Annotated in this window: 9 protein-coding genes and 1 pseudogene; 3 read left to right on the top strand and 7 right to left on the bottom strand. The window is 43.8% G+C overall.

The window, feature by feature from the left end; translation table 11 throughout:
• Window positions 1-40: 40 nt before the first annotated feature.
• The 5 genes and pseudogenes from H6F63_RS01630 to murF all read right to left on the bottom strand — a co-directional run bounded on the left by H6F63_RS01630 (window position 41) and on the right by murF (window position 9,275).
• Window positions 41-2,518, bottom strand: coding sequence for a PAS domain S-box protein (locus H6F63_RS01630; protein ID WP_199297526.1), 2,478 nt, complete (start codon window positions 2,516-2,518; stop codon window positions 41-43).
• Window positions 2,519-2,706: 188 nt separating this feature from the next.
• The gene (locus H6F63_RS01635) at window positions 2,707-5,946 is read right to left on the bottom strand and encodes a PAS domain S-box protein (RefSeq protein ID WP_190634322.1); all 3,240 of its coding nucleotides are present in this window, start codon (window positions 5,944-5,946) and stop codon (window positions 2,707-2,709) included.
• Window positions 5,947-5,982: 36 nt separating this feature from the next.
• Window positions 5,983-6,984 carry a BMP family protein gene (locus H6F63_RS01640; protein WP_190634324.1) on the bottom strand — a complete coding sequence of 334 codons (1,002 nt, stop codon included), beginning with the start codon at window positions 6,982-6,984 and terminating at the stop codon, window positions 5,983-5,985.
• Between the two features lie 303 nt (window positions 6,985-7,287).
• Window positions 7,288-7,847, bottom strand: a pseudogene (locus H6F63_RS30825) (3'-5' exonuclease).
• Between the two features lie 72 nt (window positions 7,848-7,919).
• Entirely contained in the window at window positions 7,920-9,275 is a 1,356-nt protein-coding gene (gene murF, locus H6F63_RS01650) for a UDP-N-acetylmuramoyl-tripeptide--D-alanyl-D-alanine ligase (protein ID WP_190634326.1), read from the bottom strand.
• A gap of 433 nt (window positions 9,276-9,708) precedes the next feature.
• On the opposite strand from murF, the gene H6F63_RS01655 reads away from it, so the two are divergent.
• From H6F63_RS01655 to rpsU, 3 genes are all read left to right on the top strand, one after another.
• On the top strand, window positions 9,709-10,989 hold the full coding sequence (locus tag H6F63_RS01655; RefSeq protein ID WP_190427850.1) for a hypothetical protein: 1,281 nt from the start codon (window positions 9,709-9,711) through the stop codon (window positions 10,987-10,989).
• Window positions 10,990-11,234: 245 nt separating this feature from the next.
• Complete coding sequence (locus tag H6F63_RS01660; RefSeq protein WP_190634328.1) at window positions 11,235-11,546, top strand: RNA-binding protein; 312 nt, start codon at window positions 11,235-11,237, stop codon at window positions 11,544-11,546.
• A 487-nt stretch (window positions 11,547-12,033) separates the two neighbouring features.
• Complete coding sequence (rpsU, locus tag H6F63_RS01665) at window positions 12,034-12,216, top strand: 30S ribosomal protein S21 (RefSeq protein ID WP_190437439.1); 183 nt, start codon at window positions 12,034-12,036, stop codon at window positions 12,214-12,216.
• A 91-nt stretch (window positions 12,217-12,307) separates the two neighbouring features.
• On the opposite strand, the gene pth is transcribed toward rpsU, so the two are convergent.
• Entirely contained in the window at window positions 12,308-12,955 is a 648-nt protein-coding gene (gene pth / locus H6F63_RS01670; protein ID WP_242019461.1) for an aminoacyl-tRNA hydrolase, read from the bottom strand.
• A gap of 46 nt (window positions 12,956-13,001) precedes the next feature.
• The gene (gene hemJ, locus H6F63_RS01675; RefSeq protein ID WP_190634330.1) at window positions 13,002-13,589 is read right to left on the bottom strand and encodes a protoporphyrinogen oxidase HemJ; all 588 of its coding nucleotides are present in this window, start codon (window positions 13,587-13,589) and stop codon (window positions 13,002-13,004) included.
• Window positions 13,590-13,621: the final 32 nt, after the last annotated feature.

The following is a 13,621-nucleotide window of genomic DNA, read 5'->3' on the forward strand; positions in this document are numbered from 1 at the left end:
TCCCACATTTTTTGCCGTCAGAATCGATGACACAAAGCTGCTAGATGCCTTGTCGTTCTATGGTTGCCAAGGGTAAGGTGAACCAGAAAGTTGTCCCCCTATTGGGGCGACTGGTTACGCCAATTTGTCCACCGTGAGCAGTAATAATTTGCCGACACAGATGTAGTTTTAAACCAGTGCGTGTTGAGCAGCGAGATTGGGGATCGCGCACGTAGAGATCGAATAAGCGATCGCACTCTAGCTGACTCATCCCTACACCGTCATCTTCCAGGGTGCAGCGGATTGTCTGATGCTCTACTGTAGCTTTGAGAGTCAGATTCAGTCCCGGTGGGTTGTGTTTTAAGGTGGTAGTGAAGAGGGTTTCTAAAACTCGCTGTAGCTGAGTTGGATCTGCCATAACTAATGGTAAATCCGAATTTACCAAATTGGTCAGAGTTGCTTGGTTTTGCGCCAGCAGTGGTTCTAAGTCTATGAGAATTGCTGGTAAAATTGTATTTAACTGGACAAAATTTCGCTGAATTACAACTCCCTGAACTTCCGTAGAATTGCTTTCAAGCAAGGAGTTAATCATACATAGTTGGCGCTCGTTGCCTTGAATCATTCGTTCTACAATAGAGCGAGAAATGGTTAATTTCTCCCCTGGCGAACCAAGCAAGTTTTTAAAAACCATTATAGTTCCTTGGACGGATGTGCGGAGGTCGTGAGAAACTGTATGTAAAACAACATCTTTAATGCGGTTTAATTCTTGCAGCTCCTGCATTTTTTGCTGTAACTGAATAGTGCGTTCTTCTACTTGGCGTTCCAGATTGGTATTGAGGGTTTGTACCTGTTGGAAAAGAGAAGATTGCTGAATAGCGATCGCTACCTGAATTCCCAGTTGAGCTATCAAGTCAATTTCAAATTGCTGCCATTCACGAGGTGCAGAGCATTGATTGGCAATCAATAACCCAAACAGTTTTTCACCTAACATAATCGGTACGCCAACACCAGCCTTTACTTGACATCGGTGATAATATTCTGCTAAAAAAGGAGATTTTTTTATTGGGGTGGTATCGTTGATAACTCGAATGGAATTGCCACCAAAAATTTCCTTAACTTCCCTAAAAGCAATGTCATCCGTAACCCATCCCAAAATTGAATTAAAATTGGGATCTACAGATTCGGCTACGGCTCGTGCGTGTCCATTTCCATCAAAGTAACTAATGAAGACGCGATCGGCTTGCAAAAATTGCCGGACTTCCGCTACAGTAGTGTTCAGAATTTCATTTAGATCCAGCGATCGCCTAATTTTTAAAGCAATCTCATAAAGTAAGCGATCGCGCTCGGCTGCAACTCTTACCAGAGCTTCACCAGCTTTGCGCTCAGTTATATCAGTAACTACAGCAAGCACGGATGACTCGCCGTTAATATTAACAAGTTCTGCTGACAAGAGGGCTGCTACAACTTCGCCACACTTTTTGCGAAACTGACATTCTAGGTTGTGAACTGCACCTTGTTCTAGCAATATTTGTTGCATTTTTATACGTTCTTCTGGATTTACCCAGGCATTTATCTCAGTTACAGTATGTCCAATGACCTCTTCACGAAGATAACCGCTAAGATCCAGAAAGTTATCATTAACCTCCAGATAGCGTCCCTCTTGAAATGTAGTAATACTGATACAATCAGGACTATGACGAAAGGCTATAGAAAATTTTTGTTCTGAGAGCAAAAGCGCTTCCGCCGACGCTTTCCGCTCGGTAATATCTATCAGCAAACCATTCCAAAAAATATCGCCATTCGCCTGCACAATAGGGCGGGTAGCGCCTTGCAACCATTTCAGCTTACCTGATTTGGTAATTACCCGACCTTCCCAGATCCAAGGCTGTAAGTTAGCCGCCGAATCCATCAGCGATTGTTCATAAGATTCCCGATCTTCAGGGTGAACCAAATTCCTAAACAAAATTAGGTTAGAGTGAGCTGAATGGGACGTTAATTCTAATAATTCTTCACAGCTTGCATGGGCAAATAGTAACCATCGAGAGTTATCGTTACGCTCTATAAGCTTAAAAATTATTCCGAGCTTGTTGGCGGCAATTTTGTTTAATTCTGGGACAGATTGGGACATTGAGGCTTCTGTTGGGAGGAAATTTTCCCAAGAATGAGTGACTTGTGACTGAAAATCTGTGTTAATTTGTGTTGATGGCAAACTGATATCCAACCCGGTTAGCCCATCATTAAAACACCGCGCCCCCAGTCCCTCTGGACATGGACAAGCGGAGAGGGGAGCCGGAGGCGGGGTGAGGTTCTTCGCGGCTGGTTCATGAAGCTGATTTAGTATGGCTATTTCCTCAATACTTTGCCCAGCCAAACTTAAGAGATGTTTAAGTTCTTCAAAAGCGGCTTCATTTCGGCAACAATTCCGTAAAGCTTGTAAATACTCTAAATTAGAAATCATATTTTCTCGATAGCATTTAATGGGTGACAGATGAGCACCAAGCGGCGCAGTTTCATTAGTCACAACTTTTTTTTTAAACATGGAATTTTCCTGCACGTACACTTCTACTCTTCCAAGTTAAGAGAAGAGGTCGCGATCGCGCTTCGTGCTGCTGACTCACCCGATTGGGTGATTTTTAGCCAGTCACTCATAACCTGCAAGGCCAAAGCATTTGCGTATAACAATTTACAACTTACCGATAATCTATCTGCGCGAATGCTTCGCCCCTACTAATTACCTACTTCTTCAGTAGGAGACGCGAACAGGGGTAATGTGAACCAAAAAGTTGCTCCGGCTCCGGGGGCGCTAATAGCACCAATTTGTCCGCCATGAGCTGTGATGATTTGCCGACAAAGATATAACCCTAGACCGATGCCAGTTGAACGGGCGCGGGAACCGCGAACATAACGCTCGAACAGGTGATCGCACGCTTCGGGGTTCATTCCCACGCCGTTATCAGCAACGGTGCAATGAACCATTTCTTCCTCAACTGTGGCTTGCAGGGTGAGAATGAGTCCGGGTGGGTTATGATTTAGGGCATTGGTGAGCAGATTTTCAAATACCCGCCTCAGCTGCAATGGATCTGCTGTCACGCCTGGTAAAGAAGCTGGAACTAAGTTGTTCAGGGTAGCTTGATTTTTCAGGAGCAGTGGTTCCATATCTTGAGCGATCGCTGAAGTTAGCGTCCCCAGTTGTACTAGCTGGTAATTGAGGATAACGCCTCGAACTTCGCTGGAGTGGGTTTCGAGGAGAGAGTTAATCAAACTCAGTTGGCGATCGCTACTCTGGATCATTCGCTCTAAAATTGAGCGAGAAATCGGGATTGTTTCCCCTGATTTATTTAATAAATTATTTACGACTAAAGACATACCCATAATTGGTGTACGCAAATCGTGAGAAACTGCGTGTAAAAACTCATCTTTTAGTTCATTTAGCTCTTTGAGTTCCTGCATTTTTTGAGAAAGTTGAGCAGTACGTTCCTCCACTTTACGTTCTAACCGAGCATTTAGCTCCTGTACCTCTTGGTATAGTTTTGCTTGTTTAATAGCTATAGTTACTTGCGTTCCCAATGATGATAGCAAATCAATCTCAGATTGCTGCCAATCACGCGGTGACGTACATTGATCAACTATCAACAGTCCCCAAGGTTCCTCATCCAGAATAATTGGTACAGCCAAGAAAGCTCTGATTTGATAATTATTAAAATCCTCAGCAACGACTGAAGAAATCTCTATTTGAGAGGTATCTTTAACAACATGGACGGATTTATTTTCAAAAACTTTCCTAATTGCTTGATAATGTTCTTCATTTTTGGGAGTCCATTCTTGAATAGGTCGCCACGGCGGAATAACCGACTCAGCAACAACCTGAAAATCGTCATAGATGCGACTGATAAAAACCCGATCTGCTGAAAGAAAATTTCGGACTTCGCTGACAGTAGTATCTAAAATTTGCTGGAGATCGAGGGATTGACGAATCCGCAGAGCAATGACACCAAGTAAGCGATCGCGCTCTAAAGCGTCGCGTAGTTGCGCGTCCGCAGCTTTGCGCTCGGTGATGTCGTTAACAACAGCCAACACGCATAATTCATCGCCAAAATTAATAACTTCTGCTGAGAGTAATCCTATAGCCACCTCACCAGACTTCTTGCGAAACTCACATTCTAAATTGCGAATATTTCCCGCCTCTTGCAACATATCTATCATCTTCAGACGGTCTTCCGGATTGTTCCATATATTTAATTCAATTGCGGTATGTCCAATTATCTCTTCACGAGTGTAACCAGTTGTTCGTAAAAGACTTTCATTAATTTCTACATAGCGCCCATCTTTCACCGTACTGATAGCAATCGAATCCGGACTAGAAAGAAAAGCTTTAGAAAACTTTTCTTCTGAAAGTAACAACGCCTCTTCCGCTCGTTTACGTTCAGTAATGTCAATTCCGGTGCCAATCATATACTTAATTGAACCATCAGCATCGAGTAGAACAGTAGTTGACCAACTAATTAGCCGCCGCCTTCCATCCCTCGTAGTCCAATAATTATCGTAGGTTTTGGGAAAGTTACCCGTGTGCAACTGAGCGAAAATATCTTTAATAGATTTTGCTTCCTCTGGAATTAGAAATATATCCCAAAAAGGCTGATCTTTTACCTCTGCAAACGAGTAATCAGTTATTTCTTCACAAGCTGTATTAAACCGAATAATTCGCCCTTGTCTATCAACCACAATCACCAAAGCACCCGCTGTATCCAGAATTGCCGAAACAAAATTGCGCTCCTTACGCAACTCTTTAATCAGTCCGCGCAACTGAGCTGTCATTTCATTGAAAGTTGTTGCTAATACCCCCATTTCGTTGTGACGGTTAACTGTCACCTGGGTATCCAAATTTCCCGCGCTAATTTTGGCTGATGCCTGCGTCAAACGCTGCAAAGGTGATACAATTTGCCGAGAGAAGAACCAACCTAACTCAGCCGCAACCACCATCGCCACGCTCAAGGCTATACCCATCACGAAAAGCATTCTCTGCACAGGAGCGTAAGCTTCAGCCGTAGGAAGTTCTACCACCACCTTCCAGCGTACACTGCGAATGGGCGCGATCGCGCCCACCACTTCCACCCCTTTCAACCCCTGATAATTCTTTAGGGTTTTCGCACCCTTCAATTTTGTTAATTTTTTGATAAAAGCGTAGTTTGAAATATCGTGTAACTTATAATTTTTAGGTGATATCCCCTTTTCAGCAATTAAATACTTACGGTTATCAATTACATAAGTATAACCAGTTTTACCAACATCGATTTGAGATACAACGAACCAGAGAAAGTTTAAATTAATCCGCGCCATCAAAACGCCATCTACTACATCCTGCTGGTTGCGAATTGGTAACGCTAAGGTGACAACTGGAAGTTTTGTAGCAGCGTCCATTCTAACTGGACTAACAATGTCTTCTTTTTGTTTAAAAGCCCGCGAAAATGAGCGGTAATCATCCTGGTGAGAGAATTTTGAATCATCATAAGGAGAATACTCAGAAACAACCTCCCCATTTTTATTGAAAATCGCTACTTCTTCATAAGCACTATTATGGCGCGTCAGCGCTTCCAACAAAGTTTGCTGAATTTCCGGTGAAAAATCCGTCAACCCTTGCACTCTAGCAAGGTAACTCAGTTTACGCTGCAAGTCATCCAAGTAAGCATTAATCTCGCCAGCAGCAACCAAACTTCGCTCTTGCTGGGCGACTTCTACCTGTTCTATTTGAGCCTGGAAGCTCAAATAAATTAACATTCCCGATGTAATTAATAAAGCTAAAACTACTAGCAGTACCAAACCATATCTAAGTTGATTGGCAATAGAAAAAAAACCAGAGAGAGGCGAAGCCCTATCCATTCGTAGAGGCAATTCATGACTTGTCCCTAGCCGTGAACCACTGCCTTTATTTTGTTGGTTCATCGTGCCTCCTTTAGAAATCTCTTTCACCCACTAATTCCTTTAAATTTAAGTAATGGCTAATAACTAAGGTGTAGCATCGATTTTCCCAGTAATGATGTCTTCCTTGAGCGAGTTTATAAATTCTTCTTGTTCTGGAGTGAGGGAACCATAGAAAGGAGCCAAATCTTGGATTTCCTCTTGCAAACCGAATTTATACTGCTTGCCCTCCCAACGCCCTTGCTGTACCAAAGTTGCTCCTTCAAGCATTACCATAGGAACCTGCTGCATGGCATTGGTTAAAATCATTTTTGGGGGTGGTTTTTGTTGCTCTGGAAGCCCAGGAATGGCATGATTCCATCTAATAGCATAAACCCCTTTATTTTCAGCAACAACTTTTATAACACCTCTATAAGCAGTATCAGCATTGACCGTTATGATATCAACGCCTTTCACCACTAACTTTTGAGAAATTCGGCTGGCTTTGTCTGCATCTGTCCAACTTCCCACCCAATCAATGAATACTTGGGCTGAGGGGTTAATTTTCTTAACGCCTCGTTCAAATAAGGTAGCTTCCTCTTTCAAACCTTCATGTTTTTGACCGCCAATGTAAGCAACTTTATTAGTTTTTGTTTTCAGCGCTGCTACCACTCCTGTTAAATACCCCAATTCACCAGCCCGAAACGCCAAACCGCCAAAATTTTTATTGTTGCCTGCATAATTACTCATAACCGCAAATTTATTACGGGGAAATTCTGCGGATACGACTTTAGCGGCGGCGATATATTGCCAACCATGACCGATGATAAAATCAAAACCTTTTTTAGCATATTGACGAAAAAGTTTTTCAGCATCGGCTTCTGGCACACTGGCAGCATAAGCCACCTCAGCGCCAAGTTCTTTTTCAATTAACTTTAATCCTTCGTAACCTGATTGATTCCAAGTTTGGTCATCCACAGCTCCGGGAAAAATCGCCGCTACCTTAAAAGCACCCGGTTTCACTTGGGCGGTTCGTGTAATGTCACTGGCAGTTGTACCGCAGGCTACCAGCAGCAAGGTTAAAAGCAGACAAATAATTTTCTTAGTCATTAGTCATTGGTTATTAGCTATTAACCATCCATAATAGACAGCTGGCAACTTTGGATTTTATCTATTTTCACCCAGTTGGGCTATCCGGGTGCAGTGCTTTGTAATGGCTCAAATGCTATTATGCCTATGATTTCTTATATCGTCTATTTTTGTTCCTATACTGAGTCTGGAAACGCTATATATGAGGTTCTGCCTCATGTCTGTGTTTTTTGAAACGTTGTTGGAGGCTCTACCTCCATATCGGCGTTCCCAGGCTCAGTCTGGAAACGAGAATTCACTCTTTAAATGTGGTGTATTAAAATGCTAATTAACATTTCTTCTTGGTAATACTAATCTTGACAAGATAGTGGCTATATTCCAAGCATCATCGCCTCCTCTATGATGAGTTCCTTCAAGGGGTAATTTCAATATTTCTAAGGCCATGTCCATTCCTACTTCTTCAGGCAAGGTATGAATAAGGCTAAAAAGTGTTTTTACATTGATGTGTCTGGAGCCAAAAGGATATTTTATAGAATGAGATTGGCACTGTTTTTGAAATTGGTTTCTATCGTAGTCCCCGTAGCTTGCCCAAACTCGCTGCTGAGTTAGGTATTTTTTTTTAGAATTGAACAAGCCTCTGCAAAGGGTACTCCTTGATTAACTTGTTCTTGGGTTAAAGTTGTTAAATTGGTGCAAAATTCACTTATTTGGGAGCGTTCGGGTTTCACGAGTATACTTTCTTTTTTTAGTCTTTCTCCAGAAGGGACGTCAAGCGGACAAATACCAATTTCGATGATTTCGCTTTCTTGCCCTTCTGGTGGTTTTTTTTCCCAGCAAGTTGATTCAATATCAACCACAATGATTTGATCTAATTTCTTAGCCACTTTGGATTGACTCCTTGCTTGGGACGGATACCCCTTGTGGTGTCCTTACGGTATTTTGGTGGATGATATTAATTAGGCAGTAAATTCAGCACGAAACTGATTCACAACTCGATCGAGTGCTACGGAATGGGAGGCTTTGAAGAGGATGCGATCGCTTTCTTCTACCATTTCTTTCAAACGGTCTACAATAGCTTGATGTGTTGTAAAGCACTCTGCTGGTAAAGGTGCAGCACCAAGCGCGATCGCTTCTGCTTCTTTATCGTCTACCAAAATCAGCAAAGCGTCGAGATTGAGCTTTCGCGCCGCCTCTCCAACTGCGAAGTGAAATTCGGGACTTTGCTCTCCTAATTCCTTCATCGTCCCCAAAACTGCAATATGCCTTTTCCCCGGCGTCTCTGCTAACAATTGCAGCGCTGCCAGCATAGATTCTAAGCCAGCATTGTAAGTTTCATCAAGAATTACAACGTCGTTGGGCAAATTGTAGCGCTGCGCCCTCCCAGAAGGCAAATTAACCGCCAAACCAGCCTTAAACGGTGTCCAGTCAACTTGGAGAATTTTAGCCACCGCTAAGGCTGCTAGGAAATTAGACGCATTGTGTCGCCCCGGTAACGGTAAAGGTAGCCGCATCCCCTCAACCAATAATGTCTCGTTATCAATCAACTCGCCGCGCACGTCTCCGCCTTCCAAACCGTAGGTGATGGTTTGCCCTTGCCAAACCCCGGCGGCTGTTTCCATTAGGCGGCGGTCGTCGTGGTTAAGAACAGCGATGCTGCTGGAGGGCATTTCGGCGAGTAATTCACATTTTGCTTGTGCGATCGCTTCTTTTGAACCCAGCCGCCCAATATGCGCTGTACCCACATTAGTAATTACCCCAATTGTCGGACACGCAATCTGTGTTAACAGCGCAATTTCACCTTTTGCCCGCATCGCCATTTCAATTACGGCATAGTCATGAATCGGTGACATTTCTAACAAAGTTTTGGGAACGCCGATTTCATTGTTGTAATTGAATAAAGTTTTATGAATATTCCCTTTGGTAGAGGACAAAACTGCCGAGACTAATTCTTTAGTAGTAGTTTTACCGCAGGAGCCAGTTATGCCAATTACTGGTATTTTAAATTGCGAGCGCCACCACCGAGCGATCGCCTGATATGCTGTCAACGTGTCTTTTACGTGTAATTGCGGAATAGCCCCAGGCATTTTGTAGTCTGTAATGACAGCAATCGCACCTTTTCTCAAGGCAGTTTCCACAAATTCATGTCCATCAAACTTCTCTCCACGCAGTGCCACAAACACTTCTCCCGCCTTTAGAGTCCGTGTGTCGGTTGTAATCCCTGCAACAGCTGCCGCTAGGAGATCGTCAGATAAGTTTACAGACCCTGCCGCTATAATTTCAGCCAGTTGCGAGAGGAGGACGTGAAAAGACATACAGCTTAAATTCAAACTTCAATGAGATTAATCCTAATCATGCACCAATCCCAGCACCACAACAAAATAGGCATCTTTATGAGTGACTTACATCACATTCAGCCACTATTGGGTCTACCTACCGTAGATATAGATTTTTGAGAGGTTAACGTGATGCTTTGCCGAAACTATACACTTACTTCACAAAAAATTCACAATATTGCCGCAAATTTGCTGAGCCATTTAAAGAGTTAGTCAAGATATGCTCGAATTGGGCGAAAATCTCTTAGCTTATAGGAGTATAGAGTATAGCCCCCAAAATCAGGGTTTTGTCTAGAGTGCCTCTTGTTATCTAGCGTCTACTACATCACAGTTCAATTTGCAATTTACACTGACTTAACGGAACTAATATACACTTAGCCCTAACATTTGCACGTAGGGGGGCTTTCTTGACGTGACTACCTGGACAGACTGTTACCATCGACAAACTAGCATTGAAGAGCAGCAGCTTTACGAGCATCTGCTTCACTGGGTACAAGAAGAGTCACCCAGTCGGATGATCGAGCGATTTCGTCAGCTATTTATGGATGGAGTGGGATACTCTGAGCCAAAAATTTGGATGGCTCTGGAGAGGATTGCTAGTTCCAAGCAGGCTGAGCAGGAATTTCGGTTTATTATCAATCGCTGCTGCCACATTCTAATTAATCGCTGGCAGATGCACCCGCAACTCCAAGCGTCTATCCCCGATTTGGTAGATATATTTGAGCATCCTCCAAGCGTGGGAACGGTTCGCTCTCGCTCAGCAAGGCGCTTCCGAGAACTGGTGAGGATTTTTAACCAGACGGAGCAATATCTGACGCTGCGCCGCCTAGCTCAAGTTATGACTGAAGCGGCAGAGGCGAGTGGCAATGGCTCTAAGCCTTTAGGTAGCTTAATTCGCAGGTATCCCTACTTATACGAACATTGCCTGCTGAGTGAAGATAGTTCTTACGAACATCAGCAAACCGTCAGGGCAATTCAGTCTCGGATTCAGCGAGATTTTGAAGTTGATCTGTCTCAGTATGTGACTTATCAAGTGCGACGAGCGCAAATGTCACGTAAGACTTCCTCAGTCGGAGCTGAGCGAATTATACAGCCAGTACATAATCCCACGTTACTAAGCGATCGCGAACTGGGTGCTGCTCTCAAGCAATTTGTCGGCAAAGTCGAAGGCTCCCATACCTATCGGGATTTATCCCAAAGCTTCATTACCCACACTAGCCAGACACCCTCGTATAGAGCTTTTAAATGGGATTTATACGAATACTTGACATCTTCTATTGACCCTGAATATGGCAAACGTCAGTTTAATGACCGATTGTATGCCCAACTGAAGAACACTTTGCCAAGTAGCGATTGTCAAAGACCCAGCGAATTTCTGATCGTGCGTACTTGCAGCCAGATTTTGAACTTCTTAGTAGTGGAAAGTCCGCAGCGACCGAATCACTATGTGTTTGTGGATCTGATTACCAACTTGGGGGCAACTTGCACAATCGGTATGCTTTTGAAAATCGTGCTACTGTGCCGCAAAGTCAAGCCCTATTTAGAAAAGCGATTTTCAATTCTTTTTAACCACTATGAAGCTTACGCCAGGGATGGTGTACCGTGGTTAGTCAAATCTCTAGAAAATATGAATGTGGCTTTGAGTCTTCACTTTGGTGATGCTGATGTTTCCTGTCTGAGCCACATTATGTAATTTAAAATCAGATTTGTTATTTTTTTTATTCGGTCGGGCGCACGAAAGCGATCGCCACTTTTGTTAAATCCTGCAAAGTAGGCAGGTTAAGTTTATTGTAATAAAATAGTTTGTGTTATAATATGGCTCGTGAATCTGGATCGGCGGAAAGCTTTGTTTAATGCACAGCAAGTTTATTTATCTGTGTCGGCAGGCAAACCTCCGAAACTGAGTCTCTCAAAATATTGAATGTTGGAGTTATTTCCGTGTCGATATATGTAGGGAACCTATCCTACGAAGTTACGCAAGACGACCTCACATCTGTATTTACAGACTACGGAACCGTTAAACGGGTTCAATTGCCTACGGATCGCGAAACAGGGCGGATGCGTGGCTTTGGGTTTGTTGAAATGGCAACAGATGCTGAAGAAGCTGCGATTGAAGCTTTAGATGGAGCAGAATGGATGGGCCGCACCCTGAAAGTGAATAAAGCCAAACCCCGTGAAGATGGGGGCGGGGATCGTCCGGCGGGAAGCCGGGGCGGCCCGGAGGGCCCAAAATTCTCTTCCCGGCGTTGACTCAAAATTGTGTAAAGATATGCCCGCCATTGGCCGACAACACCAGATGTGGTGTGAAATGGGATGCTGGGCGCTCGTGGTAAAATTAATGCAATTCAGGGCGGATTGGATTAAAGTGCGATCGCCCTTTGGGGGGTGGAGATATCTTAGGATAAAACCGACTGAATAAGGTAGGGCTGCTCCTGTAAGTCCTAGACCCGCTACAAAGCTAGAGCTAAACGCTTTGTGGGGTAAAAGAAAAAGTAGGCAAAAAGCTTCAAATCAATACCTACACTACAGAAATGGTCTGCAAGTATGTAGGAAAGTCGGGAGACGGCACTGCCGGATTTACCCGAAGAATGCAAGACTTTGGCTACTAAGAGCAGCTTCGCTAAGCTTCTCTAGGGAGCAAAAACCGCGACCCAGGTATTAAAACATAGAACAAGTGGTCGTGGGTGACACTCACACTAACAGTCAATCAATCAACATTAGCGAGGAATCAACAATAATGACCCAAGTGGTTTTAGGTGAAAGTGAAGGAATAGAATCAGCACTGCGGCGCTTTAAGCGGCAAGTCTCCAAAGCGGGGATATTAGCAGATGCAAGGTATCGGCGGCACTTTGAAACTCCCCTAGAGAAGCGTAAGCGCAAGGCAACTGCTGCGCGCCGCAAAACAAGACGTTTTCGTTAAGGCGACTTCTTTTAAGGCAAAAAGCAATACGGTTCATTGAAGAATAGTTACAGGTTTTGGATTTTAACTTCTTCGTGAACCGTATTCTTTTCTAAGGCGAATTGGGGATAACAGAGCGGTTATTGAAAAGACTCATAGCCTTCTCAACCCCTTGCTTGAGGCTTACTTCCACTGACTGAGTTACCAGTTGCAGGACATCAGACAAAACTTGATTTTCAGTAGAGGAAAATTTACCCAGGACGTGAGCAACCGTGTCCTGTTCTGCTTTGGTTTTGCCAATACCGATCCGCAGACGGGGGAAATCTTGACTACCGAGATGGGCGATCGCTGACTTCATCCCGTTGTGTCCGCCCGCCGAACCCGAAAGGCGCAGGCGAATCTTCCCCAGAGGTAAATCCATATCGTCGTAAATCACCAGCACCGACTCTGGGGGAATCTTATACCAATCAACACAAGCGCGAATTGCCTGTCCTGAGAGATTCATGTAAGTGAGGGGCTTAAGTAATCTTATCTTGTCTCCGTGTAATCCACGCCCTTCGCCAAACTGCGCCTGGAACTTGCGATTTTCACTCAAAGGAATTTGCCAAGAACGGGCCAGGACATCAACCGCATCAAAACCAATGTTGTGCCGCGTTTTGTCATACTTAGGTTCTGGATTCCCCAAACCAACAATTAACTGGGGAATTACTAAAGCGGGTGTTGCATCTGGGTTATCAGCGGTCATTTGTCTATTGTTCATTGTCAATTGCTAGTAATCACTAAACGGTAGCGATCGCACCCTCGTTTTATATTGTTTGTTGCGCCTCTTGTTGGGGAACCTCATTCTGGAGTTTTTCTTGATCCCGCTTACGCTTTTTCGCATACAACTGAATAGTAGCTGCCATAGTAATAATTAAACCCACGACCGTCCAAGTGGTGATATCTAAAGGCAGACTATTTTTAAACACAGCCAGCAAAACAATTACAACTAGCAGTAAAGTAGGGGCTTCATTCAAAGCCCGTAACTGCTGACTACTCCAAGTGCATCGATCTTCGGCTAACTGTTTGAGGAGACGACCACAATAATGATGGTAGCCAATTAAAACAACCACCAAACCGAGTTTGATATGCAACCAAGTTTGCTTGAGAACTTCAGGTTCAGTAGTAACGATACCAATCGCCATCGCTACCGTCACTATCATTCCTGGTGTCGTGATGATTTTGTAAAGGCGTTTTTCCATAATCTGATACTGATTCTTCAGAATCGTTTGGGCAGGTTCTGGCTGCTCACTCGCCTCTACGTGATAGATAAAGAGACGTACCAGGTAAAACAAGCCTGCAAACCAGACCACAAAGCCGACAATGTGAAAAGCCTTATACCAGAAATAAGCCATTTATCGTGTCCTCTACAGTCAAATCCGACAAT

The organism is Trichocoleus sp. FACHB-40, assembly GCF_014695915.1.
Taxonomy (GTDB): domain Bacteria; phylum Cyanobacteriota; class Cyanobacteriia; order Cyanobacteriales; family FACHB-T130; genus Funiculus; species Funiculus sociatus.

What these genes read in the sequence shown, in the direction of transcription:
- H6F63_RS01630 (WP_199297526.1), bottom strand. Translation starts at nt 2,518, where the DNA reads ATGTTTAAAAAAAAAGTTGTGACTAATGAAACTGCGCCGCTTGGTGCT.
- H6F63_RS01640 (WP_190634324.1), bottom strand. Translation starts at nt 6,984, where the DNA reads ATGACTAAGAAAATTATTTGTCTGCTTTTAACCTTGCTGCTGGTAGCC.
- murF (WP_190634326.1), bottom strand. Translation starts at nt 9,275, where the DNA reads ATGTCTTTTCACGTCCTCCTCTCGCAACTGGCTGAAATTATAGCGGCA.
- rpsU (WP_190437439.1), top strand. Translation starts at nt 12,034, where the DNA reads ATGACCCAAGTGGTTTTAGGTGAAAGTGAAGGAATAGAATCAGCACTG.
- pth (WP_242019461.1), bottom strand. Translation starts at nt 12,955, where the DNA reads ATGAACAATAGACAAATGACCGCTGATAACCCAGATGCAACACCCGCT.
- hemJ (WP_190634330.1), bottom strand. Translation starts at nt 13,589, where the DNA reads ATGGCTTATTTCTGGTATAAGGCTTTTCACATTGTCGGCTTTGTGGTC.